The 25023-nt window shown below is 38.9% G+C and carries 22 protein-coding genes, 1 tRNA gene, 3 pseudogenes and 1 riboswitch; of the genes and pseudogenes, 19 read left to right on the forward strand and 7 right to left on the reverse strand.

All coding sequences use genetic code 11. The features are described from left to right. Window positions 1-293: 293 nt before the first annotated feature. The 3 genes and pseudogenes from ACG3M1_RS04870 to ACG3M1_RS04880 form a co-directional block, all read right to left on the reverse strand. Entirely contained in the window at window positions 294-1487 is a 1194-nt protein-coding gene (locus tag ACG3M1_RS04870; RefSeq protein ID WP_009269684.1) for a site-specific integrase, read from the reverse strand. Window positions 1488-1565: 78 nt separating this feature from the next. Next, a pseudogene (locus ACG3M1_RS04875) lies at window positions 1566-1771 on the reverse strand (excisionase). Further along, window positions 1764-2905: pseudogene (locus ACG3M1_RS04880) on the reverse strand (replication initiation factor domain-containing protein). Before ACG3M1_RS04880 ends, ACG3M1_RS04875 begins: the two co-directional pseudogenes overlap by 8 nt. Window positions 2906-3438: 533 nt before the next feature. Between ACG3M1_RS04880 and ACG3M1_RS04885 the strand changes: the two are divergent. From ACG3M1_RS04885 to ACG3M1_RS04915, 7 genes and pseudogenes are all read left to right on the forward strand, one after another. Next, window positions 3439-4059 (forward strand): helix-turn-helix domain-containing protein, encoded by a 621-nt coding sequence (locus ACG3M1_RS04885; protein WP_009269883.1) that lies wholly within the window; start codon window positions 3439-3441, stop codon window positions 4057-4059. A 140-nt stretch (window positions 4060-4199) separates the two neighbouring features. Next, window positions 4200-4286 (forward strand): annotated as a pseudogene (locus tag ACG3M1_RS04890) (conjugal transfer protein); the annotation flags it as partial. Between the two features lie 121 nt (window positions 4287-4407). Next, a complete protein-coding gene (locus tag ACG3M1_RS04895; protein ID WP_010776847.1) occupies window positions 4408-5013 on the forward strand; it encodes a recombinase family protein in 606 nt (201 codons plus the stop codon). Between the two features lie 672 nt (window positions 5014-5685). Continuing rightward, the gene (locus ACG3M1_RS04900; protein WP_010776848.1) at window positions 5686-7545 is read left to right on the forward strand and encodes an immunoglobulin-like domain-containing protein; all 1860 of its coding nucleotides are present in this window, start codon (window positions 5686-5688) and stop codon (window positions 7543-7545) included. 17 nt (window positions 7546-7562) lie between these two features. Continuing rightward, window positions 7563-7787: a hypothetical protein gene (locus ACG3M1_RS04905; RefSeq protein ID WP_009269677.1), complete on the forward strand. Its 225-nt coding sequence runs from the start codon at window positions 7563-7565 to the stop codon at window positions 7785-7787. Window positions 7788-7963: 176 nt separating this feature from the next. After that, window positions 7964-8383, forward strand: a complete 420-nt coding sequence (locus ACG3M1_RS04910; RefSeq protein WP_009588541.1) for a sigma-70 family RNA polymerase sigma factor — start codon at window positions 7964-7966, stop codon at window positions 8381-8383. Between the two features lie 5 nt (window positions 8384-8388). Beyond that, complete coding sequence (locus tag ACG3M1_RS04915; RefSeq protein WP_055201397.1) at window positions 8389-8625, forward strand: helix-turn-helix domain-containing protein; 237 nt, start codon at window positions 8389-8391, stop codon at window positions 8623-8625. 513 nt (window positions 8626-9138) lie between these two features. On the opposite strand, the gene ACG3M1_RS04920 is transcribed toward ACG3M1_RS04915, so the two are convergent. Beyond that, a tRNA-Arg gene (locus tag ACG3M1_RS04920) sits at window positions 9139-9215 on the reverse strand. 334 nt (window positions 9216-9549) lie between these two features. Then, on the reverse strand, window positions 9550-11904 hold the full coding sequence (locus ACG3M1_RS04925) for an HAD-IC family P-type ATPase (protein WP_008819566.1): 2355 nt from the start codon (window positions 11902-11904) through the stop codon (window positions 9550-9552). Window positions 11905-12105: 201 nt separating this feature from the next. Here ACG3M1_RS04925 and ACG3M1_RS04930 point away from each other — a divergent pair, with 201 nt between their 5' ends. Continuing rightward, window positions 12106-12891, forward strand: a complete 786-nt coding sequence (locus ACG3M1_RS04930) for a DeoR/GlpR family DNA-binding transcription regulator (protein WP_008819567.1) — start codon at window positions 12106-12108, stop codon at window positions 12889-12891. A 146-nt stretch (window positions 12892-13037) separates the two neighbouring features. Here the strand turns inward: ACG3M1_RS04930 and ACG3M1_RS04935 are convergent, their stop codons facing one another. Next, window positions 13038-13328 carry a Dabb family protein gene (locus tag ACG3M1_RS04935; protein WP_002607895.1) on the reverse strand — a complete coding sequence of 97 codons (291 nt, stop codon included), beginning with the start codon at window positions 13326-13328 and terminating at the stop codon, window positions 13038-13040. 16 nt (window positions 13329-13344) lie between these two features. Beyond that, window positions 13345-13965, reverse strand: coding sequence for a DUF4230 domain-containing protein (locus tag ACG3M1_RS04940; RefSeq protein WP_002607896.1), 621 nt, complete (start codon window positions 13963-13965; stop codon window positions 13345-13347). 209 nt (window positions 13966-14174) lie between these two features. On the opposite strand from ACG3M1_RS04940, the gene ACG3M1_RS04945 reads away from it, so the two are divergent. From ACG3M1_RS04945 to ACG3M1_RS04995, 11 genes are all read left to right on the forward strand, one after another. Next, window positions 14175-14738: a hypothetical protein gene (locus tag ACG3M1_RS04945; protein ID WP_008819568.1), complete on the forward strand. Its 564-nt coding sequence runs from the start codon at window positions 14175-14177 to the stop codon at window positions 14736-14738. Window positions 14739-14967: 229 nt separating this feature from the next. Continuing rightward, complete coding sequence (locus ACG3M1_RS04950; protein WP_008819569.1) at window positions 14968-15195, forward strand: hypothetical protein; 228 nt, start codon at window positions 14968-14970, stop codon at window positions 15193-15195. Between the two features lie 102 nt (window positions 15196-15297). Next, window positions 15298-15412: riboswitch (FMN riboswitch) on the forward strand. A 136-nt stretch (window positions 15413-15548) separates the two neighbouring features. Beyond that, the gene (ribD, locus tag ACG3M1_RS04955) at window positions 15549-16649 is read left to right on the forward strand and encodes a bifunctional diaminohydroxyphosphoribosylaminopyrimidine deaminase/5-amino-6-(5-phosphoribosylamino)uracil reductase RibD (RefSeq protein WP_008690020.1); all 1101 of its coding nucleotides are present in this window, start codon (window positions 15549-15551) and stop codon (window positions 16647-16649) included. Further along, window positions 16634-17269 carry a riboflavin synthase gene (ribE, locus tag ACG3M1_RS04960; RefSeq protein WP_008394622.1) on the forward strand — a complete coding sequence of 212 codons (636 nt, stop codon included), beginning with the start codon at window positions 16634-16636 and terminating at the stop codon, window positions 17267-17269. Before ribD ends, ribE (ACG3M1_RS04960) begins: the two co-directional genes overlap by 16 nt. Before the next feature lie 19 nt (window positions 17270-17288). Beyond that, a complete protein-coding gene (locus ACG3M1_RS04965) occupies window positions 17289-18494 on the forward strand; it encodes a bifunctional 3,4-dihydroxy-2-butanone-4-phosphate synthase/GTP cyclohydrolase II (protein ID WP_008394621.1) in 1206 nt (401 codons plus the stop codon). After that, window positions 18495-18962 (forward strand): 6,7-dimethyl-8-ribityllumazine synthase, encoded by a 468-nt coding sequence (gene ribE, locus ACG3M1_RS04970; RefSeq protein WP_008394619.1) that lies wholly within the window; start codon window positions 18495-18497, stop codon window positions 18960-18962. It abuts the gene before it with no gap. Window positions 18963-19370: 408 nt separating this feature from the next. Beyond that, the gene (locus tag ACG3M1_RS04975) at window positions 19371-20585 is read left to right on the forward strand and encodes a replication initiation factor domain-containing protein (protein ID WP_008394618.1); all 1215 of its coding nucleotides are present in this window, start codon (window positions 19371-19373) and stop codon (window positions 20583-20585) included. A gap of 784 nt (window positions 20586-21369) precedes the next feature. Continuing rightward, window positions 21370-21579, forward strand: coding sequence for a tRNA wybutosine-synthesizing protein 3-like protein (locus ACG3M1_RS04980; protein ID WP_390554929.1), 210 nt, complete (start codon window positions 21370-21372; stop codon window positions 21577-21579). A 111-nt stretch (window positions 21580-21690) separates the two neighbouring features. Beyond that, window positions 21691-23304: a recombinase family protein gene (locus ACG3M1_RS04985; RefSeq protein ID WP_008394611.1), complete on the forward strand. Its 1614-nt coding sequence runs from the start codon at window positions 21691-21693 to the stop codon at window positions 23302-23304. 50 nt (window positions 23305-23354) lie between these two features. Further along, window positions 23355-23621, forward strand: coding sequence for a hypothetical protein (locus ACG3M1_RS04990; RefSeq protein ID WP_008819571.1), 267 nt, complete (start codon window positions 23355-23357; stop codon window positions 23619-23621). Window positions 23622-24007: 386 nt separating this feature from the next. After that, window positions 24008-24607, forward strand: coding sequence for a bactofilin family protein (locus ACG3M1_RS04995; RefSeq protein ID WP_008819572.1), 600 nt, complete (start codon window positions 24008-24010; stop codon window positions 24605-24607). Window positions 24608-25023: the final 416 nt, after the last annotated feature.

The raw sequence follows: 25023 nt of genomic DNA on the forward strand, positions 1-25023 counted from the left end.
AAGCGAAGAACTATTTCATCAACTGAATGAAATGATTTCTCGCACATCTTTATCAAGAGAAAAATATTTGCGATGTTAGATTTCTGGTACCGTGCCAAAAAGAAAGGCCTTAAGAAAATTATATCAAAATTATATATGTCTTTTTGACTATCTTTTTATATCTTCTTAAATGTCCGCAAAGCCTTATTTTATAGGCTCTACGGGCATTTTGTTTTTGTGGTAAACCTCACATATCTAGGTCTATCTTCTTATATTTTCGCTATCAAACGTGGTTAAAATCGTGGTAAATACTTCTATGCAATTAGACGCTGAACCTCTGATTTTGCGGTATCTATGGACGCATGAGCGTACCAGTTCATTGTGATACTGATATTTGAATGTCCCATGATATACTGTAAATCTTTCGGGTTCATGTTCTTACTTGCCAGTCTTGTGCAGAACGTATGGCGTAGCGTATGCGGTGTGATATGTGGCAAGGGGTTATCCATGTGGTGCTTGTTGTATTTCTTTACCATGCGGACAAATAAGGCATTGTAATCAATGGCAACTTTCGGCTTGCCTTTGTGATTGACAAATAGGAAATTGCTTCGTCCGTCTATCACAAATGGGTCTGTCTTTGGGCGTTTCTTCATAACCCGTTGAAATGCCTGTATCGTTTCTTTGCTTAATGGCACTTGCCTTGTTCCGCTCTTTGTCTTAGGCGTTTCAATGTAATAGCCCTGTTCCTTGCTCTTTAGTAACTGGTGGTCGATAATCACAACCTCATTCTTGAAATCAATATCGGCTACTGTCAGTCCGCACAGTTCCGAGATACGAAGTCCTGTCTTTAACAGTATCAGTACATCATCATAATGCTTATGATACACATTGTCCGTCTTAATGAATGACAGTAGGGCTTGTTCCTGTTCCTCTGTCAATGCGACTTTCTCTTTGGTATCATTTTCTAGGACTTCACTTAACTTGAAATCAAAGGGATTTTTCCTTACACAATCGTCTTGTATGGCGATATAGAATGACGCTTTTAAGGAGCGTTTATGGTTGTTAATGGTATTGTAGGAAAAGCCTTTGTCTTTCATGCGTAACGCCCATTCTTTAGCGTCAGAGGGTTTGATTGTATCAATGCTCCTAGCGCCTAACTTGTCCTCTTTCAATAACCGCATGAGTTGTTCCCGTTGTTTCATTGTGCTTTTCTTCACATTTGCCCTCTGTGCGTTTTGTTTGGCGTAGAGTTGGCAAAGTGTCATTTTCTTGCCTGTGCTGTCGATACCGTCCTCAATATCCCGTCTTATCTGCTGTTCCAGTTCTCGAAGTGAGGGTTTTTCCCGTTTTCCCTTTGGTGTTGGGTCTGTGGGTGTCAATCTCCAAGCATACACATATTTTGTGTTTCCAAATGCGTCCACATATTTATATAAGTATTTCCCGTCTGTTCGTTGGCTCTCTCCAGTATGCAGGATACGACCTTTGCTATCCCGTCTTTTTTCTTTCATGGTGTCTGCTCCTTTCCTTGTTGGAAAGAGCCTTGATATGACTTGTGTTCATCATAACACATACAAGGCTCATTTGCATTAGATTGCGTCCAATTTATCAATGACCTTTTCAAACTGTCGGCGTTTAATCTGTATGCGGTTGCCATTCATAATGAGCCAGCCAGCGTCCTTGTTTTCCTCTGCTAATCGTCTTAACTTGTTTTCTCCGATACGGAAATACTTTGACGCTTCTTCAATGGTAAGGGTGTATTTTCCCATACGGGAATATCCTGTGCATTACTCATAAAACACCCCCTCACTTTCGATTACGTCTGCTATGTCCGTACACATCTGTTCCACAAGCATTTCCTGCTTTTCGGAAAGGTGGGTACATTCATCAATCATTTTCATGTAGTTTGAGCCTGTCAACCTGTCGATTTCCTCTATCATCACAATGGACGGCATGACCTGTCTTTCCAGCCATTGCAGAGTGCGTTCCATATTAACGGGTACAGGGTTCATTTCAAAAGGTAAATTATCATGGGAAATGAATATCTCCCACAATGGATAGTCTGGAAATTCCACAAAATCGGTAATGAGATAAAATACCAGCCCATGAGGGTTATACGTCAATAACAGTTCCTCAACTGCCTGTACTGCCTTTTTATCACGCAGACGAATTTCAAAACGGTTGATAATATCCGTATGTTTCTTTTTCGTTGCCTGTTCCTTTTGTTTTTCATACAGGCAGAAATATTTTGTGCTTGCTTTTGAGCCGATATAAAGGGTACTTGCTAAATTACGGTTTTTCCGCTTAGTTTACCGCCTTGCACATTTTCATAGTTTTTACAGCGACAATCCGCACCACCATTTTTGTATTTCTCAGATAAGACGGGAATATCCAGCAGACCGCACATATCATTGATTGCCAAGTCAAAACGTCGGATAACACCGCCACAGTCAAGACAGCGGTTTAAGAATGAATACCAATCCCTTTTCTGTGCCTGTAAGACATATTCCATGTTGCGTGAGCCTGCCCCTTTTAATTCCAAAAATACGCCCATGTGTTCATCATCAGAAGCCATGACCTTGATTTCCCCGTAGGCGTAATGTTCTTTATAACCATAATACCCATAGTCATAATGGATAAAATAATCGGCTTTCATGCCAAGCACCTTTCGGATAACTTCCAATGCGTCAGTCGTTGGAAAACGGACAGACAGATAATCAACGAGCAGATAAAAAGGCTTATCACAGACATAGTAATTCAGACAACGCAGGATAATATTTTGTGTTTCCTTGCTGGCGTTGGCTTTTCCGTTCTCAAAGCGGTTGATACTATATCTTGATACATGGGTAAGACTTGCAAGTTCTCCTTGTGAAAGACCGCTGGCAAGACGTTTATTCTTCATTTCAAGTGCAAATTCTAAATTGTTCATTGTATTCCTCCAATCCCACAATAGCCTTGAAATACCTGTAAACCATCTTTCAAAAAAGTGTGAAGTTACTATCTTCTTAAAACTCCTCATTACTCCTTACAGCTTTGGGGTTGTACGGTTTTTGACTTGTCTTTTGTGAAATAGTGCCCCCCTGTTAGATAACGGGGGCACAGGTAAGGCTCGCAGGTTCGCCAGCAGACAAAGCATTTCCGTCCTTTGACGGCAGAGCCGTCATGGCGTTGTTGCTGACGCACGCCAGCAGTCCTGCAATGCTTTGTCTGCAAACCCTGTTTTTCCTTTTCTAACCATGCCATATCAACCGATATTCATATCTACGGGTTTAATCAGATAGGATTTACTTTTTAAATGGTTTTATATTTCATTCTGTTGTGTTTAATCATTTACAAACGCATAATAATTCTTGTATGCTTATTTGTCAATATCTTTTTTTGTCTTTACAAACCATATTAAGCATGATAGACTTATAACGGAAACGAAATAAGAAGATATACAGAGTTACGGAGGGTTATGCAGTGAAAATAAATTTTTTGGGAAACAACATACAGACCATCAGAAAATACAGAGGAATGAAACAGCAGGAGCTTGCGGACAAAATCGGTATCAATATGCAGAGCCTTTCCAAGATTGAAAGAGGGTTGAATTATCCTGCCTATGATACGTTGGAAAAGATAATGGAAGTGTTGGACGTAACACCAAATGAACTGTTGTCGGGAGAATGGAAATATATCAATCAGGCTGAAAAGGAAGTCTGTCAGTTTCTAAGAGCTGAAGAACGCCTAAATACAGAACTGAAACACGGGCATTATGACAACTTTTTTGACAGTGAGGAAGAATGGCTGGAATATGAGTTAGAAAAGTTACGGGAATATATTACCGACTACATCAACGGAAATAACATACAGGCAGATGACCTTTACCCAATCAAAGAATTTATCCAGCATTTGAAGTTTCAAAGATTGTTAGACCGATATGACGATTTATACAGCATGGATATGTTTGGGGAAAGCATAGAGGGACATAAGTATAAAACACCTTTTCAATTCGTGAAACGGATAAATCCCAACTCAAAAGAAGATATAGAACTGTTACGGGAAGTATTAAGGAATAACCATTTTGATGATGAGGACGAGTAATCTTTTTCCTCTTGTGAGAAGATACAGCAAACAAAAAGCCCGATCAAGAGTGCAAAGCACCACCAATGGTGGCAAGCTCTTGACAGGGCTTTTTCTTTTCTGTGCTGGTTAATCAAGAGAAAGAAAGGGATAAAATGTGATTTATGGTAAATCAGACGAAGGCAATGCAGGTATCGCAGTTTGAGCTTGTGCTACATAAGGATAGTAACTGGAAGATTGTAGGATAGATTTTTAACAGCGTGCATTTTTTGTAAGTCTGCACGCTGTCCTTTGCCTTTCATTCATCTTTTAGAGTAATACCTTGATTATAATCTTCTTTGTGGATAATAGACAAAGGAGGAATTTAATATGGCGAAATACGCATATATCCGAGTTTCAAGCAAAGACCAGAATATCGCAAGGCAGGTGGAAGCCATGCAGGAAGTTGGACTGACAAAGAAACAGATGTATATTGATAAACAATCAGGAAAGGATTTTATACGCAAGAATTATCAAAGGCTGATAAGAAAGCTGAAAGCAGGCGATGAGCTTTACATTAAGTCCATAGACCGTCTGGGACGTGATTATGATGAAATACTAGAACAATGGCGTTATCTAACAAGAGTAAAAGACATTGATATGATTGTACTGGATTTTCCTTTGCTTGATACCAGAAATCAAGTGAATGGCGTTACAGGAAAATTTATAGCAGATTTGGTATTGCAGATACTTTCCTATGTCGCCCAGATTGAAAGAGAAAATACGAAACAAAGACAAGCGGAAGGAATACGTATTGCAAAAGAAAAAGGGGTACAATTTGGACGACCAAAGCATGATTTCCCAGAACAGTTTGAAGAAATTTATCAACTGTGGGTAATTGGAGAAATTAGTATGCGTGAGGGTGGGCGACGACTAAATACCCATCACACAACATTTGCGAGGTGGATCGTTCGTTATCAACAACAAAAGGCATAAAAAGTAGACTTTCTACGCCACTTCTAAACTTTGGTTTTTTGTCCTAATTTAAGTTTAAATACGCTGTTTTTATCCTAAATTATCCTATATTAAATGATAACACATACGGCACAAAAAGTCTAAATTTTGTGCCGTTTATACTTCTACTATTTTATCCTTTTATCCTGATGTGAATATCATAATCTACAATGAGGAGAGGTTGAGAACGAGATAAAGGCAAGGCGAAAATTTCTTGTAATGAGAAATTGGGAGAGTGAACCGGAAAAACAGTAGCTCATGCAAATGCAGGATTTGTCTTGTCTGCTTCTCTCTGTTCGGTATGGTGGTTGCTCTAATCATTAGAAAAAAGAAAAGTTAGAATTTAATCAGAAAACACAAATCTTTCCGATTTTGCACGGAGGTGATTTTCTTGGGTGGTATTTTATGTGACAGATACCAGAGAGGTTATTTGCCAGCTAAGGACATCAAACAAAAAGAGGTTTAAGCGTCTTCTAAAGGCCTTTCAAAAACAGTATGTGCAAGGGATAAAGACGCTAGATTAGATTCCACAAAGTCTAAACAGTTATAAAGGACAATTAAAATATGAACATACATAGAAATTGAAAAAACATATGTATAGTAAATTTGTTCTTATTAGGCACAAGGAATAGAGATGTGAGGAGGAAAAAGAATTTGAAAGAAGTAGAAAATGTAAAGAAAAAAGTCGGTTCACTATTATTGGCTGTTGTAATGATTGTTACAGCATTACCGGTATTTGGTACAAAAGTCCATGCAGCAGAATTGCCAGATAGCACACAGTTTGCGACTGTTGATGAACTAAAGGCTTTTAATACAAACGATCAAGACGGTGAAAATCCAGCAAAAGTTTATTTCGGTAACAACAATCAGCGATGGTGGATTGCAGGAACTCAGCATAATAATCTTATTTTGTTTGCAGCAGATGTATTAGACAAAGGTATTCCGTTTGAACTTGATGTATCAAATGATAAGAGTGATATAACTGAATGGGAAGATTGTACTTACGTTGATGGAGTAAGTCCGCAAAGTGTATATCCTTCTCATTATGGGGCAAGTGATATAAGAAAAATGTTAAAAAGTTTAGAAACATCATATTTTACGAATTCAGAACAACAATTAATGAATGATACATTAATTTATACTTATGATGGAAAAAATGATGAGGCTTACTCTGTAAGTGATAAATTATATTTAGCACATGGAGATAGGAGTGCTACACAGTATCTTACAGTAGGAGCAAATGAATTTGATAACTTAAATAGTGGTTTGAGAATAGATAAAGGTTATTGGGGAGCAAAGACAGATCCTGTGTTTTGGTTACGTGCCACTCCACCAAAGAATATAACTGATGACATTACAGCATTGGAAGCATGGCCAACAGCTAGAATTATAAATAATAAAGTGAGCAATGGTGATAAAAGAGGAGTGAAACCTGCTTTTGAATTGAATCTGTCATCTGTCATCTTCGCATCTGCTGTGCCGGCGGTAGCATCTGACGGAAATCTGTCAATAAATGACACATTTACATTGCGACACAGTACAAATAACCTTGGTTCTGCGTTAGTGGTTTATGATAAGAGTAAAGTTATATTAACTAATGTTCCAAATGGTACATATTTAGTTGTGCAAAATAGCGATGGGGCAAAGGCAAAACAAATCACAAATGAAACAAAAATTTCTGCAAATGATATGAATTTAGATAGTTTTGCGAATTGTCAAATATGGCTTGAAAGAACGGATACGGTAAATAGAATGACCTATGCGATATTAGCAACCGAAGGACAAGTTTATGATGTTAATGTTGTAGGAAATGATGGACTAACGGTTACGAATGGTACGCAAGGTGTTGCACAAGGAACAGCAATTTCAGATATTATCGTAGAAGTAGCTAATGGGTATTATCTTCCAGATGATTATAGTGATAGTATTCAGGGCTTGAATGGATTGTCAGTAACAAATATGACTAAAAATAGTTTTACTATCTCTGGTACACCAACAGGTGATGTCAATATCACACTTCCTGCGGCAGCTGTTTTACCAAAGGATGACATACCGCAAGTAGAACTCAATCATGTGCCGACAATCAATGCCAGTGATAAGATATTAACAGTCGGCGATGAATTTGTCCCATTGAAAGATGTTACCGCTTCGGATAAAGAGGACGGCGATATTACAAGGAAAGTTGAAGTATTAAGCAATGATGTAGATGTCTTGAGGGCAGGAACATACACGGTAACATACAGAGTTACAGATAGTAAAGGAGCCTCTTCTACAAAAACAATTACCGTTACTGTCAAAGGAAAGGACACACAAAAGCCAACAATAGACGATAACAAGAAACCATCTATAACGGATACAGATAAGAAACCAGCAAGTACAGATAAACAGACAACGTCTAACAGCCCTAAAACTGGTGACAGCACGAATATGACAACATGGCTTGCGCTCATGTTCGTATCTCTTGGTCTGCTGGCTGGCGTATTCACAGTAAGGAAATCACGCAAAAGCAGATAAAGACTGCGGGGAATTTTATGGACAGAGATATTTTTGAGGACATGAAGATTGAAACGGAGTGTTCTTATATTTCAGATTTACCCTACATCAAGAATACAGTAGAAAAGAAACTATTTGAACTTCCGTTTGACCTCTATTCCAAAGAACAGCTTCAAGAATTCTGTGACTATGTTTTTCGTGATAACGGAGCTGTCTATCAGTCTCTTATGATGAAATATCGCAGGAACAGCAGATATAATTAGGCTTGCAGGAAAAGATATACAATAAAATATCACTTTAATTAGCTCGTACAGACTATATGTTTTGTACGGGCTTTTTATATACCTCTTTTCTGCATTTTCAGAAGTTATAAACAAATATTTTCGCTATGAAATATTCCGTTTGTATAGTTTAGCTCTTGCAGAAAGGAGGTGAGATTATGGGAACCTCTTCTTCCGAGCATATCGTCAGATTACAATTTAATGCTTTGATGATGATTGTCATTAAAGGTGCATTATCAAGTCATAGAAGACAGATTGCTAGGCGTTCAAAACATGAAATACTATTTTGTGAATTGCCTGAAATGAAGCAAATTGAATATGGTATGAGTGATGAATATTCTTGTGATTATGTATCGTTTCAAGTTATGCATTTTGTAATTTATGTAGCTGATGAAGAATTAAGTACAGCGTTGAAAGAATTAACAGAGAAACAGCGTAATGCTATCTTGTTGTATTTCTTTCAAGGCATGAACGACAGAGAAATCTCAAAATTGTATCATGTATCACGTTCAGCTATCAATAGCAGACGGGATAGAGGACTAAGAAAATTACAGAAGTTATTGAATGAAATGGAATAGGAAAAATGAAAAAAGATTATGGTTATCCCTCTTACGACCTTATTTACAGAGCGTCTAATGGAGATGAAAAGGCAGTCAGAGGAATTTTAGACTTTTACAACGCTTATATCTCTAAAGTATGCTTGCGTCCATGCTATCATGCAAATGGTACTGTAAATATGCAGGTTGATGAAGAATTAAAAGGTCGAATTCATACAGAAATGATGAAAGCCATTTTAAGGTTTGAAATCAGAGAGAAGTAGTCAAGTGGTATGAAAAAGGGAGATACACAGTTTCATTTCATGTGCTATCTCCCTTGTGGTTTATATTGTCATATCAAGGCTCTTCAATCGTGGTAAATTCGTGGTAAAATAAATGTTTTTCAATTTTGAAATTGCTTATAAATGTAGTGTTTATGGGAATAATTCAAAATCTTATATAAAATTTCTCTCGAAATCATTAAACGAAATAATTTCAATCATTTAGTGATGATTGCTCATAAAACAGGCAGTATAGATATCGTTCGTTATAAGAGAGATTTTGCACTATACGTTACAGCCCTTTTCATGATAAGCCTACTTATCCTGGTCTATCACTACAATCTCTGATTGTCTTATCTAGTCATGTTAGCAAAATACGATTTTTCTTAGCAATTCAACCGAAAAGCGTTTGACTCCATCCAGAAATATTTGTGAAATATCCACAAGAATAAATCTTCTTGAAAGTAAAAAAACACATCGACAGTTTGGTGTCAATGTGCTTAAAACCCTTTAAAATGGCGTCCCTGATTGGACTCGAACCAACTACGTTCCGCTTAGGAGGCGGACCCTCTATCCGGATGAGGTACAGGGACATTTGTGAAATATCTTGGTTTTTGTTTGAAATTGCTAGGAATAAGGCCTAAGGTGAGCGAAGGCTGAAAAGACCTGTAGTATATCCTTTTAACTGCAAGGATAACTGTAAAATATCCCGTATCCAATCAGAAACGTAATTTCTACTTGTTTCTGGCTTGTATACAACCTTATTATGGGATAAAAATAAATGCCGTCTTTAGTATTATACCATAATCTTTTATAATGAAAAGATGATAAACGCAAAAATTAAACGGATATAATTCGAAATAATCAGCTTCTGCATGAGAAAAGCAGAACAGTAAGAGTATACACCGTTCTGCCTGTTTTTAAACATCAGGATAGGGAATGCTGTCTCGCATTGTTTGGCTGAGGACGAAGGCCGGGAATCCATGGCAGTAAAAGCATTAGGATTTGACGTACGAGAATAGCGGATAGCGCCAGTATTGCGGTCAGGATAAGGAGTCGAAAGGATAGTAACGTGATATGAAGCAGATTATGAAATAATAGAATGGCTAATATGAATCCTGCAGTCATGCAAATGCAGATCAGCGTCCGCAAACGATTCAAGGGACGTGAGGAATGGTATACAGCCAGCATGGAAATAACTGCAACACATACATACATCATTGTAACCGCCTCATCATAGCGGATGGAAAAGCCGTCACTCATGAACTCGATAGCCAAAAAGCTGTATACAATGGCAATCGCGTTGGGTAGCGCATTGCGGAGTACGGTGGAAAGAAAATCACCATTCACTTTCCTGTGATCCGGTTCCAGCATGGTAAGGAAGGATGGAAAGGCTTCTATTGCAAGATCAATCAGGGTTATCTGAATCGGGATGAATGGAAAAGGAAGATTCATAACAATACAGAGGACTGATAGCAGGATGGAATATATGGTCTTAATAAAGAACACTCCGGCAACTCTTGTCGCGTTATTCACCACGCGGCGTCCTTCCTTCAGAATCATCGGCAAAGCTGAGAAATCGGAATCCAGCAATACAATTTGTGACATCTGCTTAACAGCATCACTCCCCTGTGCGATTGCAATACTGCAATCCGCTTCCTTCAATGCAAGCATATCATTTACACCATCACCACTCATTGCGACTGCGTGACCCTTTTTCTGCAATGCCTGTACAAGCAGCTTTTTCTGTAACGGAGTTACCCTGCCGAATACAGCATACTGTTCAGCAAGCTGCTCAATAACGAATGGATCATCACCGATTCCACTCATATCCAGGCAGGCATTCCAGTTATGAAGTCCTGCCTGCCTGGCGATAGCGGAAACCGCAGTTATATGATCACCGGATATGATTTTGATATTCACATCCTCCTCCCGAAAAAACTGCAGCGTTTTTTCTACATGCGGACGTATGGTATCGGTAAAGATGACAGCATACAAGGGTTGGATGATTGGGAGTGGCGCATCCTTGTCGATCACCTGAGCACATCTGCCGATCACAACCATTCGCTTACCTTCTTCCATAATAGCAGAAAAGGAAGTATCCAGCTTCTCCAGCAGCTTTTCCGGCGCTCCCATAACCAGAGAACCATAGCCTTCAAAATATGCGCTGCTCCATTTGCGAAGCGAGGAAAATGGAATCCTCGCTTTCGGCTCATGTACCGCACAGGGACTGATCTGCGCACAAAGCGCCTGATAGGTTGCATTGTTATCGTCGCTGTAGTGTAAAAAGGAGCGAATATATTCCATATCTGTTTCCGCTTCATCGCAAAGGGGAAGCAGCGCTTCCACCTTTAAATCTCCGGTGGTGATGGTTCCTGTCTTATCCAGACACAATGTGTCGACATTGGCCAGTGTTTCCAGTGAATACAGATCCTGTATAAGAACCTTATGCTTTGCCATGCGGCTTACTCCCGCCGCCAGGGATACACTGATCAAAAGAACAAGACCCTTGGGAAGCATTCCCAGCAATGCAGCGGAGCTTGTGATAACACTTTCCTGTATGGAATCTCCCCGAAATCCCCAGGCCTCCAGAAACAACAAAATACCTAAGGGAATAATTGCATAACCACTCAATCTTGTAATACGCTTCATGGCATTTAACAGCCGGGAATTAACTGCACGGACTTCCTTTACCTCACTGGCGATACGATTTGCGTAATTCTCCTCACCGACATGGATAATCCGTGCATAACATTTTCCGGATATTATGGAGCTTCCGGATAAAAGCTGATCCTTTTTGCGTTTATGAATGGGATCGGATTCACCACTTAATAAGGCTTCATTAACTTCAGCCTCTCCCTGTATAAGGACGGCATCACAGACAATCTGTTCACCGCTGGACAGAACCATGATATCATCCACAACGAGATCCTGAACATCTACACTGCATACTACACCATCCCGCATGACGGAAACCTTTTGCCGCATAAGCAGGGAAAGGTCATCTACCAGTTTCTTCGCATGCAGCTCCTGCAGAATGCCAATTACGATATTGCAGATAATCACAGCTAGAAAAAATAAATTCGACCAGGCATTTACCAGCACCAGTCCCAGTGCAATCAATATATTAAGCAGATTAAATAGGGTGCATATGTTTTCTTTGAAAATCTGCCCGTGAGTCTTCGTAATAGAATGCGATACGCTGTTTCTCTGATGATTTCTTATGCGTTCTTCTACCTGCTTCTGTGTAAGTCCTTTGATGGCTGTGTTCGTAACTTCCATTTCATCACCTAAACTTTCTTTATTGTCTATTATGGCCAATAATCGTTAAGATTCTTTTCGTATCTTCTTAAGAATGTATAAACTTTTTGTTATGTGAGAGGAAATTTGTTGTTTTCTTAAAAAAAACAAAAATTAAAGTGCATAAACACAAAGTCTTTGGCAATTCTGTTATAATAAACTTGTATATATGAGGTGAGTGGAATGAATAATGATAAGAAAGCAAGGCGTCGGCATCAGAGAATCTGTGAAGTGCTCCAGGAGCAGGAGCATATGCAGGTTCTTGAGCTGTGTGAGCTGTTTCATGTCTCACCGGCAACTATTCGAAACGACCTGACAGTACTAGAAAAAAAGCAGCTGCTGAAACGTATTCCCGGTGGTGCGGTAAGTATTGGAAGAATGCCGCAAAATACTATTTTTTCTGCCAGAGAATCGCTCCATATGGATCTGAAGGATAAGATGGCCGACTACGCCGTTGCGCATCTGATCAAAGAAGGGATGAATGTGGCATTGGATGCCGGTACCACCTGCTGTGCTATTGCAAAGAAGCTGGCAGACGCATCCTGCCGCTGTACGGTTATCACCTATTCTCTTCCTGTAGCCAATGCCCTTGTTCATTGTGAGCATATAGAGGTGTTTTTAATGGCCGGACGGCTGGATAAGAAGCACGAATCGTTCCATGATGATGTGGCAGTTGAGGCAATGAAGCGAATGAACAGTGATGTATTTTTTCTTTCACCCAACGGAATCGATCCGATTGCCGGAATCACCAGCTCTGCAACCGATGAAAATATAATGAAGCGCATGATGCATGAGCATGCAGAGGAAACAATAGTTTGTGCAGATCACAGCAAGTTTCTCAAAAAGGCATTTAAAACGATCTGTCAGCTGTCAGATATCAAGGGGATTTTGAGTGACAGTGAGCTGAGCGGGGAGATACAGCAGAAATACAGTGCTATGGGAGTACGCTTGTATCTGGCAGAGAAATAAGACCGATATGAAGCTGTGGCTTCTGATGAAATGAACTGTTTCAGGAAAACAAAAAGGGAATCCGCCAATTGTATTAAACAATAGAATACGGATTCCCTTTTTCATACATTCTTAAATGAGAAAGCAGCCGCAAACGTTTGCATTCCTCAGTATTCATAATCAACAGTTGCACTGCCACTTCGCACGGCATGAATATAAGGCTTTACCTTTTCTACATGGTAGGTGTTTTTCTGATAGTCCTCCAATGCCTGCCGATCATCCACCACAAGCTCCAGAACGACATCATAAGAACGCTGTGAATGCAGATAGTCAATTCCGACCTGCACCTCCCGCAGAAATGGAATCTGCTCCTTCATGGATAAGAACAATGCCTTCACTTTCTCACATTGCTCGATGGAATTATCCTTCATTTTCACAAACAGTATGTGCTTTACCATAACTTCCTTTTCCTCCTTATGATTTGAATTTTACTTCGATGCTGTACTGCTCTTTGATTTCCGGTATCATATTGAAGAATTTACGGATTGCGGATTGCGATTTTGTCGCCGCCTCACTGAGCAGCCCGTTTTCCACTGCTTCATCCGCTACCTTATCCTTCTGCTGAGTTGCAAATGCCGTATAGTCCTCAATGCTGATCGGATTGAAAATATTCTTTGTTTCATCATATACCTCTATGCTCTTCTCATCGATGATATTACTCAGAATTTCAACCTCCGGCAGTAAAACGGTTATCGTTTTTCCTTTTACATCAACCTCGGCCTGATCCATTCTCACACCGGCCTTCAGCTGTCCTGCATACGTAAGCAGAAAGCTTTTTTTTGTCAACGGGATATTCCATCCGTTTAAGGTCAGTGAATTCTCAAATTTTCCCACCTTCGTATAATTATATTCCATGACGGCAAGGTCATTGACCTCCTGCAGCTGCTGTGTCAGTGCTGTTGATGTGATTTTCGGTTCACTTTGTTTTCCTCCGAAAACGGTTCCTGCAAAGAAGATGACCGCAGCCAGTATACAGATGGCCACAACGCCGCCAATAGCTTTCTTTGTTTTCCCAAGGGTATCCAGTATTTTCATTCTCTACCTCCCGCTATAGGTAAAATTATATCATATTTGACAGATGAAGCCTATATGCGATATTCTTACATTTTTCTTTCTGCCGAACCTGTGTTTAGCCCGCAGCTTCATTATGAATGCCGGTGAAAATTTCTTATGTCTTTTTTGCAGTACAAGCTTTCTTTTCCTATCTGTTCGTGATACCATAGGGATACGCATGGAGGGATCGTATGCTTTTTTCTATTAAATATGTACATAGACTAAAATGGAATGGTCTGTATCAATCATTGATGTGGAGCTGCTTTGGTATAATGTTTATGCTTCTGTATCCGGTTAGTCCTGATTTGATGACGTTTATCGGAGGCGTTATGCTGCTGTTTCAGGGTGTACCGCAGCTTATTTTATTTCTGGAGGAGGACGAGCGTTTTCTGATTTCACTACTATCCCTGGTAGAGTGTCTGCTGGTCAGCTTTCTGGGGGTGTGGATGCTGACGAATCCGGAGGAGGTTTATGACACACTGCCGGCTGTTCTGGCCTTTGTCACCTTTCTGCATGCTTTCAGCAATTTGATTATTACAGGTAGAATACGGCATCTGCAATATTCAAAATGGTGGATTGCTGCGCTTGTTACGGCTGCGAAGATGACAGCTACAGCTGCACTTGCCGTACAATTTCATTTACATAGTGAATTTATGGTTGTGGGAACCGGAATTTGTATGCTTCTGGATGCTGCTAGTGATATTTGGATGTGGAAAAAGCTGGAGGCATTGATCATTCAGGATATGGGAATATAATGTGCGGAGATTCCGCACTTTTTTTGAATCATTTTCAGAGCGTTAACAACTTCAAATTGTTCAATGCCTTTGTAATGCTGTATTCTAAACGTTTTAGAAACCCCTTTTTTAGGGGTATTTTTCGTATCTCCACTAATCTTTAAATGTGATAATATGTAGAAGTAAAGGGAAGGACAGTGACAAAACAGGCAGAAGCTGGAGGAAGAAGAGAAGTAAGGAGAGCTGAGTCATGTGTGTAAGAAGATATGAGGATAACTGGGGAGAACTGAAGGGGAAGCTGATGGAGCGGGATGTGCTGGAGGTGCTGTCGTTCAGTGCATTTGCACAGGATGAAAGCGACCTGGAGGAGAAGCTGCGCTACTGTGGAGAAAAGGATATCCACATACAGGTGAAGGATGCACGGATAACACCGGATGTGTATCTGGAGTTTCCCAAACAAAAGGATATTAAGAAATAACCTGTGTTTACCTGCTTGCAAATTATTGTATTTGGATAAACGAGAAAAAAACTTTTTATTGACAGATATAATATCAGATATTATAATTGTCCGTAATTGAATAACTATCTTCAGGGCAGGGTGTAATTCCCTACCGGTGGTATAGCCCACGAGCCGAAAGGCATGATTTGGTGAAATTCCAAAGCCGACAGTATAGTCTGGATGAAAGAAGATGAAAGTAAGTTTATGCTTTTTTTGCGTGCTCTGGAATGATTTTATATTGTTTCAGAGCATTTTCTTTAATCGCATAAATCCTCTTTTGCATGTCTTGGATAGATTTTATTCAAGGCATGTATTTTTTTGGAGGTGTAAAAATGAGCGATACAGAATACATGAAATTAGCAATAAAACTGGCAAAAAAAGGTGCTGGCTATGTCAATCCTAATCCTATGGTTGGGGCAGTAATTGTAAAAGATAATCGAATTATAGGACAGGGATACCATGAAATCTTTGGTGGATTGCATGCAGAGAGAAATGCATTAAAAAATTGTAGGGAGTCACCTGTAGGAGCAACACTTTATGTAACACTTGAACCATGCTGTCACTATGGTAAGACACCACCTTGCACAGAAGCAATTATTAAAAGTGGCATTACAAGAGTAGTCGTCGGAACTTTAGACTGTAATCCTATTGTGTCTGGAAAAGGTGTAAAGGTACTTGAGGAAAACAACATTCAAGTTGTGATAGGAATTTTAGAAATGGAGTGTCAACAGTTAATCAAAGTTTTTAGAAAATATGTTACAAGGCATATTCCTTATGTTTTTATGAAATATGCAATGACAATGGACGGGAAAATAGCAACTTATACAAATCAATCAAAATGGATAAGTGGCGAAAAAGCGAGAAAACAAGTACATCAATTCAGGCATAAGGTTACTGCGATCATGGTAGGAGTGAATACCGTTATTCAAGATGACCCTTTACTGACATGCCGATTAGAAAACGGGGAAAATCCTATTCGTATCGTATGTGATACAGATTTAAGAACACCCATTACATCAAAAATTATCAAAACAGCGAATGACATTAAAACATATATCGCTACTTCTTCTATTGATGAAAGTAAGATTGCTCTTTACAGAAAATGTGGTTGTGAAATTATTTATACGAAGAAAAAAGGTAATCATATTGACTTAATGAATTTAATGCAATGTTTAGGAAATATGCAGATAGACAGTCTACTTTTAGAGGGTGGAAGTGCAATGAATTGGAGTGCTCTTGAGCAACAGATTGTTGATGAGGTGCAAATTTATATAGCACCTAAAATATTTGGTGGGAGTGCAAAAAGCCCTGTAAGTGGTCAAGGTGTTGCTTTTCCTAATGACGCCATTATGCTTAAACCATATGCTTTTTCTCAAGTGGGAAATGATTATTTCATAGAAAGCGAAGTGATTTATCCATGTTTACAGGAATAATAGAAGAAATCGGTAAAGTAGAAAGAATACAGAAAGATACTTGTAACTGTAAACTATCCATTAAAGCTTCAAAAATATTAGAGGATATACATTTAGGCGACAGCATAGCAGTCAATGGTATCTGCCTTACAGTTACTTGTTTCACTCGACAATCTTTTACAGTTGATGTGATGAATGAAACATGGAACAGAACGGCTCTTAGCCTGTTAAGACATGGAAGCCTTGTGAATTTAGAAAGAGCTATGCCTATGAATGGCAGGTTGGGCGGTCACATTGTTACGGGGCATATTGATGGGACAGGCAGAATATCGTCTGTGCGTAGAGACAAAAATGCGGTGTGGTATCAAATCAATACGCAAAGAGAAATCTTAAATCTAATTGTTGAAAAAGGTTCGATTGCTATTGACGGTATTAGTCTTACTGTCGCAAAAGTATCGAAAGCAGATTTTTCGGTATCCGTTATCCCTCATACTTTGGAGCAAACAATTCTCAAGAATAAACAAGTCGGGGATATGGTAAACCTTGAAAATGATATATTAGGGAAATATGTGCAGAAACTCATAGACAACAGCAATGAAACAGAGTTGTCGAAAGAGTTGTTATGCCGATACGGATTTTAGCAGAAAGGATAAAGGAATTATGAAATATCAAAAAATAAAAGAGGCATTGCAGGCGTTACAAGAGGGAAAACTTGTTTTGGTTATGGACGATAAAGAGAGAGAAAATGAGGGGGATTTAATTTGTTCGGCACAATTTGCGACAACAGAAAATGTTAATTTTATGGCGACTTATGCAAAAGGCTTAATCTGTATGCCTATGAGTGAAAGTCTGGCTAACAGGCTCATGCTTTCCCCTATGGTTGAAGATAATACAGATAACCATGAAACTGCCTTTACAGTTTCTATTGATTATAAGGATACTACAACAGGTATTTCTGCCGAAGAAAGAGGATTAACGGCTCGTATGTGTGTGACTGAGAATGTAAATCCCTTTGACTTTCGTAGACCGGGGCACATGTTTCCTCTGATTGCAAAGAACGGAGGTGCTTTGGAAAGAAATGGACATACAGAAGCAACGGTTGACCTATTGAGGTTGGCTGGCTTAAAAGAATGTGGCTTATGTTGCGAAATTATGAATGAAAACGGGAAAATGATGAGAACACCTGATTTAATTCAGTTTTCTCAAACACACCATATACCTACCCTCACAATTAAAGAATTACAGGAATACAGAAAAGTATATGATTTGCTTGTAGAATGTGTTTCGGTTGTAGAAATGCCTACAAAATATGGGAATTTCAAAGCACATTGTTATATCAATAAATTGAATGGAGAACATCATGTTGCATTGGTTATGGGAGATTTGAATAATGGAAACGATGTGCTATGTCGTGTCCACTCAGAGTGCTTAACAGGAGATGCCTTTGGCTCTTTACGCTGTGATTGTGGACAGCAGTTAGATAAAGCAATGAAAATGATTGCAGAAAATGGTTCTGGTGTATTGCTTTATATGCGACAAGAGGGACGAGGTATCGGGCTTGTCAATAAACTAAAAGCCTATCATTTACAGGATAACGGTATGGATACACTTGACGCCAACCTTGCATTAGGATTTCAAGGCGATTTAAGAGAATATTATATCGGTGCACAGATTTTAAGAGATTTGGGAATAAAATCATTGCATTTACTTACAAATAATCCTGATAAAGTTTATCAGTTAGAAGATTATGGAATGAAAATTTCAAGCAGAGTACCGATTGAAATAGAAGCAAATCCTTATGATAGTTTTTATCTAAAGACAAAGAAAGACCGAATGGGACACATTTTGAATATGGAGGAAAAATAAATGAACACTTTTGAAGGAAATTTAGTAGCAGAAAATATAAAAATCGGTATTGTTGTAGCAAGATTTAATGAGTTTATAACTTCTAAGCTATTAGCAGGTGCATTAGATAATTTGAAAAGAGAAAATGTTGGTGAAAAGGACATAGAGGTAGCTTGGGTTCCGGGAGCATTTGAAATACCTTTGATAGCGTCTAAAATGGCAAAAAGTAAAAAATATGATGCGATTATTTGTTTGGGAGCAGTTATTCGAGGTAGTACAAGCCATTATGATTATGTGTGTAGTGAGGTATCAAAAGGAATTGCTCAAATCAGTTTAAATACCGAAACACCAGTTATGTTTGGTGTTCTTACGACAGATACGATTGAACAGGCGATAGAACGAGCTGGTAGCAAAGCAGGAAATAAAGGCTCTGAATGTGCACAGGGAGCTATTGAAATGGTAAATCTAATTCGTGCATTAGAGGTATAATATGATTGGGGATTAAAAGGTAAAGCGAAAAAGCATAATAGGCGGAGTGATCCAGACACGGCGGTGGGAAAATCTCTTAGATTTTTCCACCGTTTTTAGTGGCTGGTTCACTCCGGCAGTTGAGCGAGCTTGCGAGCGAACAGTAAGCCCCCGTTATCTAACAAGGGGGGCACAAAAAACAAGAAACAATATACACTACTAAGCGGAAAACGCTGTATTTACAAGGTAAAATCGCTTTTAATAGGGTGTTAACTAAAAAGCACTCATTTAATACATAAAAATTGAATAAGACATAGGAAAGACAGTTGATTTCAAACGAGAAATTGATTGTCTTTTCTTTTGCGGAAATTTAAGTATAGGCAATTATCAAATATGGTAGTTGCCTTTTTTGATTGGAGGAATTGAAGAATGAATGATAAAAACTTTATAGAAGAATTAAGACAAAAGCGTGAAGAATATGGAGTAACACAAAGAAAACTTGCTGTTGCCTGTGGTATCAGTCGTACATATTTTAACCAGATAGAGAATGGGACTGTTGTTCCCTCTGCTGAACTAAAACAAACGATAGAAAAACAGATTGAGCGTTTCAATCCGCAAGAACCACTATTTCTGTTGATTGATTACTTCCGTGTCCGCTTTCCTACGACAGACGCATTAAAGATTATTCGTGAAGTATTACAACTAAAAGCCGATTATATGCTTTATGAAGATTTTGGAAAATACGGATATGAAAGCAAATATGTTTTAGGCGACATCAACATCATGTGTTCCATGCAAGAGCATTTAGGTGTTTTATTAGAACTAAAAGGCAGAGGGTGTCGGCAAATGGAAAGTTATCTATTGGCACAGGAACGCTCATGGTATGACTTTATGCTGGATTGTTTAACGGCAGGTGGTAAGATGAAACGACTTGACTTGGCAATCAATGATAAAGCAGGAATATTAGATATTCCAAAGTTAAAGGAAAAATACAAGGCTGGCGAATGTATCTCCTACTTTCGTATGCAGAAAGATTACAGCGGTACGGAAAAATGTGGTAGCGATTTACCAAAGAATACAGGAGAAACCTTATATCTCGGTTCAACCAGTAGTGAGTTATATATGTGTGCCTATCAGAAAAATTACGAGCAGTATGTCAAAAATGGCATAGAAGTTGAAGATACAGAAATCAAGAACCGTTTTGAAATACGCATGAAGAATGAACGAGCCTATTATGCGGTTGTAGATTTACTGACCTATCGGGACGCTGAACGCACCGCTTTTTCTATCATCAATCATTATGTCCGCTTTGTTGATAGAGAAGATGATAAACCGAAAAGTCAATGGAAAACAAATGATGATTGGGCATGGTTTATAGGGGAAAATAGAGAGCCGATACGATTAACGACTAAACCAGAACCTTATACTTTACAAAAGGCATTACATTGGTTACAAAGACAGGTTGCACCAACCATAAAAATGGTACAAGCATTAGACAGAGAAAATCATACAACGATACTGAAAGATATGATTGAGCAGGCAGAACTCAAAGATAAGCATAAACACTTATTACAATTAGAAAAATCAACCATAGAAGAACGCATAGATACCGCTGTCCCACAAGAGAATGACGGTATTTTTTAATTTCTTCAAAATATCTGCAACAAAACATCAACTTGTGTACAGATATGGTACGAGAAAAGGAAATCTAACTTTTTTTGAAAATAGGTCATCAAATCAAGGTTTCCATTCCCTATATGGAGTGAAAGAAGAAAAGTTTTGAAAAAATGTCGGAAATTCAAGATGAGTGGACAGTGTTATGTGAAAGAAGACAAAGTATCTTCAATTTGTATTCAAACAGGTATTAGCAGTTGAGTGTTGATGTGAAAAGAAGAAAATATTTTCATTCTCAACTTAACATTTGGTAGTTGTCGTTCCCTATATGGAGCAAACAAAATCTTTCATTTCATAGTTGGCAGTAACGGTATTGCATAGGTAGTTAGGGTGTGAAAAGAAATCTTTTCATCATCAACTTAGCAGAATGACAATTTCTTTCCCTATATGGTACAAGAAAAGAAAAAAGTTTTGAATATTGGTTACGCTTTTACTCTTTTCCAACGCGATATATAGGAAAGATGATTTTCTTCTTTCAATCGCTCTTTGACAACTGAATAAAGCAATTCAATACCTTTGACAGACAGCGAGCCGTTGAAACAGATACGCCATGACCTTTCTCCTGCAAAAGTGAGCGACAACCTATCTGTGTTCTTGTAAAAGATTTGTCCTCTTTTATCGCCATGACCTGTGCTGTCAGATAATGATACTCCCGTACAGCCACAGCTTGAGCGTTAAAAGCGTCGCACGCAATGGGTACGGCTACATAAGAACTATGCAGAGGTGGAAGTCCTGTGGGCTATGACAAAAGCCGTTGAATTGCTTAGAAAGATTTTACAGAAAGGGGGTATGTGTTATTGATAATGCTGTAAAAACAATTCAAAAGAAAAATAACAAGTGTGGCATTGGCAACAGAGGAAAGACAAAGATTGTTGTAAAAGAGCATTTCTCCGAAAAGGGAAAGACAATGGAAGAACTTCTAACTGATGTCATGTTGGAAAAAGCAAAGCATACAATCGCATAAAATCGGTGCAGTTGTAAGAAATAGATTGAATGACAAAAAGTACCCGTGTTATACTTTACTTGCAAGCAGGTATTGTAAACACGGGTTAGTTATAAAGGAGGATAACTGACAATGAAACAACAGATTTACAATACTGCACTTTATCTTAGGTTAAGCCGAGATGATGAATTACAGGGCGAAAGTTCCAGCATTACCACACAAAGAAGTATGTTGCGTCTATATGCAAAAGAACATCATTTGAATGTGATTGATGAATATATTGATGACGGCTGGTCGGGAACAAATTTTGACAGACCGAGTTTTCAAAGAATGATTGAGGATATAGAGGCAGGAAAAATCAACTGTGTTGTAACAAAAGACTTATCACGACTTGGTAGAAATTATATTATGACAGGACAATATACAGAATTGTATTTTCCCAGCCATAATGTCCGTTACATAGCGATTGACGACGGTGTGGACAGCGAAAAAGGCGAAAGTGAGATTGCACCATTTAAGAACATCATCAATGAATGGGTGGCAAGAGATACGAGCCGTAAAGTGAAATCAGCCTTTAAGACGAAATTTGCAGAGGGTGCGTATTATGGGGCTTATGCTCCGTTAGGATATAAGAAACACCCCGACATCAAAGGGAAACTGTTGGTTGATGAGGAAACAAAATGGATTGTTGAAAAAATCTTCTCTCTAGCCTATCAAGGTTACGGTAGTGCCAAAATCACAAAAATACTGCGAGAAGAAAAAGTCCCGACAGCGTCTTGGTTGAATTTTACAAGGTACGGTACTTTTGCTCATATCTTTGAGGGAAAGCCCGAAAGCAAGCGTTATGAGTGGACGATTGCTCATGTAAAGGCGATATTGAAAAGTGAAGTCTATATCGGAAACAGCGTTCATAATCGACAATCAACCGTTTCTTTCAAAAGCAAGAAGAAAGTACGAAAGCCCGAAAGCGAATGGTTTCGAGTAGAAAACACGCACGAACCGATTATTGACAAGGAAGTGTTCTATCGTGTGCAGGAGCAGATAAAATCAAGGCGTAGACAGACAAAGGAAAAGGCAACGCCGATATTTGCAGGGCTTGTCAAGTGTGCGGATTGTGGCTGGTCTATGAGGTTTGCGACAAATAAGGCAAATAAAACACCGTATAGTTATTATTCTTGTAGTTTCTACGGACAGTTTGGCAAAGGTTATTGTTCTATGCACTATATCCGCTATGATGTGCTGTATCAAGCTGTATTGGAACGATTGCAGTATTGGGCTAAGGCAGTACAGCAGGACGAAGAAAAGGTATTGAACAAAATACAGAAAGTCGGCAATGCAGAGCGAATACGGGAAAAGAAGAAAAAGGCAAGTGCCTTGAAGAAAGCCGAGAACCGACAAAATGAGATTGACCGTTTATTTGCAAAAATGTATGAAGATAGAGCCTGTGAGAAGATAACGGAACGAAACTTCATCATGCTGTCGGGGAAATATCAAAAAGAGCAGATAGAACTTGAACAGCAGATAACCAACCTAAGAGAAGAATTAAGTAAAATGGAACAGGATATGATAGGTGCTGAAAAGTGGATTGAGTTAATCAAGGAGTATTCCGTACCAAAGGAACTGACAGCACCGTTATTAAATGCAATGATAGAAAAAATCCTTATTCACGAAGCAACAACGAATGAGGAGAACGAAAGAATACAGGAAATAGAGATATACTACCGATTTATTGGAAAAGTAGACTGATAAAGAGGGTTCATATCTTTAACTAAGGGAAACTGGACATCCTGTATCTGATGAAGCGGGAGGAGAAAAAGAAGCGGGAAGAGCTGAAGAAGGCGCAGTATGAGGGGATCGTGAAGGCGCTGGAAAAGAAGAAAGAGGGAGCGGGGAGCTATGGAAGACCGCGTGCAAGCCTGCCTGAGGATTTCCGGGAACAGGTGGAATACTGTCAGAAGAACCATATCCCGCTGGAGACCTACCGCAGAAGGACCTCACTGAAAAAGGCCACCTTTTATAAATATGTAAAGGTGCTGCAGAGCGAGCACGAACATACCTTTTAGCATCATAAGAAATAGAATAACAGTCGATTTACAGAAACGTATGCAATCCTGTAAACCGGCTTTTCATTTTAGCCGATGCACTGAAAAAGAACACAGGCAGTTTCGATGCTTGAAGGAAAACCTCTGTCATACAGCTTATTTCTATAAATATAGAGATAAATATAAAGGTGAAAACACGGATGCGATCCTTTGATGCATCATCTTTTATAAAATCAACATGGTGTTAAAATATACGGATTATACAAATGTCAAGTTTTGTGATACAAAAGTGAAATTAACCGATAAATAAAGCGTTTTTTTGCCTTTTTTGTATTTTAATTATTATGCCAAAATGATATATTTTTACATATATCAGAAGACTGTAATTCCTTGAAAGGGGGATGCTTATGGGCTGGTATCAGAAACAGAAAAGAATATATGAATCCAGACAGCAGAATCATGAACATGATCTGCCAGAGGATGAAGTGGTTCATTCAGAAGCCAAGAAGGAGGATATGACTAAAATGGAAGAAAACAAAGATGCGCAGCAACCTGTAAAGCCGCAGGAAAGTGCTTCTCTGATTGGAGAACATACAGAAGTAACAGGTGATGTCAGTACGGATGATGACCTGACAATTTACGGTCGTGTAAAGGGGAATATCAAATGCAGCAAGCGTATTCAGATATATGGGAGTGTGGAAGGCGATATCCTCTGTCAGGATGCCTCTGTTATACAGGCTGAAATACATGGTAATATTGAATGCAAAGAAACACTGAAGATATCACAGGAAAGCACAGTGGAAGGAAATATCACAACGACTGCATTGGAAAACGGCGGAGCTGTTCGCGGAGATATTCATGCGGGAGGGCATATTCGCCTGAGTGAAAAATCACAGGTGAGCGGTGATATCACAGCCGCATCCATTAGTGTTGATCAGGGGGCAGTTATACAGGGCTGTGTTATGATTGGCATCCAGGATACAAACGGCGCACAAAAGGAAGCGTAAAAGAAGCCTGTTCCTGACAAGACGGTTCTTTCCTGCATTATGATGTTAGTAAAATGGAGAATACAGGTTCTATTGATGCATGCAATAGTATTGAATTCTCCATTCCTTCCTTGTATCCACAATCGAGTAAAAACCTGACGGGGCTGTCAGGTTTTTTGTTGCTTTAAAACATTCCAAAACCAAGCATGTATCTGTGAAGCAGCATATCTGTACGTTTTGACGATTTCCTGTGAGAAATGCAATGATTAAAAAAATATAAGATATGTATCAAGTTACGCTGAAAAGCTTATCGTTGGGCAGAATTTTCTGTAAAATATGGGTATGTGATGATCCATCCCCAAGATGATCACATGTATCGGAAAGGAAGAGACTGCGATGCAGTCCCCCAACGAAAAAAGACGGCATTAGTAAATGTC

Source organism: Clostridium sp. 10cd* (assembly GCF_044336395.1).
Lineage (GTDB): Bacteria > Bacillota_I > Bacilli_A > Erysipelotrichales > Erysipelotrichaceae > Clostridium_AQ > Clostridium_AQ innocuum.

Coding starts and splice junctions, on each gene's coding strand:
- ACG3M1_RS04985 (WP_008394611.1), top strand. CDS start 21,691: ATGAAACAACAGATTTACAATACTGCACTTTATCTTAGGTTAAGCCGA.
- ACG3M1_RS04940 (WP_002607896.1), bottom strand. CDS start 13,965: ATGAAAATACTGGATACCCTTGGGAAAACAAAGAAAGCTATTGGCGGC.
- ACG3M1_RS04935 (WP_002607895.1), bottom strand. CDS start 13,328: ATGGTAAAGCACATACTGTTTGTGAAAATGAAGGATAATTCCATCGAG.
- ribE (WP_008394619.1), top strand. CDS start 18,495: ATGAACACTTTTGAAGGAAATTTAGTAGCAGAAAATATAAAAATCGGT.
- ACG3M1_RS04925 (WP_008819566.1), bottom strand. CDS start 11,904: ATGGAAGTTACGAACACAGCCATCAAAGGACTTACACAGAAGCAGGTA.
- ribE (WP_008394622.1), top strand. CDS start 16,634: ATGTTTACAGGAATAATAGAAGAAATCGGTAAAGTAGAAAGAATACAG.
- ACG3M1_RS04995 (WP_008819572.1), top strand. CDS start 24,008: ATGGGCTGGTATCAGAAACAGAAAAGAATATATGAATCCAGACAGCAG.
- ACG3M1_RS04870 (WP_009269684.1), bottom strand. CDS start 1,487: ATGAAAGAAAAAAGACGGGATAGCAAAGGTCGTATCCTGCATACTGGA.
- ACG3M1_RS04975 (WP_008394618.1), top strand. CDS start 19,371: ATGAATGATAAAAACTTTATAGAAGAATTAAGACAAAAGCGTGAAGAA.
- ACG3M1_RS04910 (WP_009588541.1), top strand. CDS start 7,964: ATGGGAACCTCTTCTTCCGAGCATATCGTCAGATTACAATTTAATGCT.
- ACG3M1_RS04950 (WP_008819569.1), top strand. CDS start 14,968: ATGTGTGTAAGAAGATATGAGGATAACTGGGGAGAACTGAAGGGGAAG.
- ribD (WP_008690020.1), top strand. CDS start 15,549: ATGAGCGATACAGAATACATGAAATTAGCAATAAAACTGGCAAAAAAA.
- ACG3M1_RS04905 (WP_009269677.1), top strand. CDS start 7,563: ATGGACAGAGATATTTTTGAGGACATGAAGATTGAAACGGAGTGTTCT.
- ACG3M1_RS04965 (WP_008394621.1), top strand. CDS start 17,289: ATGAAATATCAAAAAATAAAAGAGGCATTGCAGGCGTTACAAGAGGGA.
- ACG3M1_RS04915 (WP_055201397.1), top strand. CDS start 8,389: ATGAAAAAAGATTATGGTTATCCCTCTTACGACCTTATTTACAGAGCG.
- ACG3M1_RS04930 (WP_008819567.1), top strand. CDS start 12,106: ATGAATAATGATAAGAAAGCAAGGCGTCGGCATCAGAGAATCTGTGAA.
- ACG3M1_RS04895 (WP_010776847.1), top strand. CDS start 4,408: ATGGCGAAATACGCATATATCCGAGTTTCAAGCAAAGACCAGAATATC.
- ACG3M1_RS04990 (WP_008819571.1), top strand. CDS start 23,355: ATGAAGCGGGAGGAGAAAAAGAAGCGGGAAGAGCTGAAGAAGGCGCAG.
- ACG3M1_RS04945 (WP_008819568.1), top strand. CDS start 14,175: ATGCTTTTTTCTATTAAATATGTACATAGACTAAAATGGAATGGTCTG.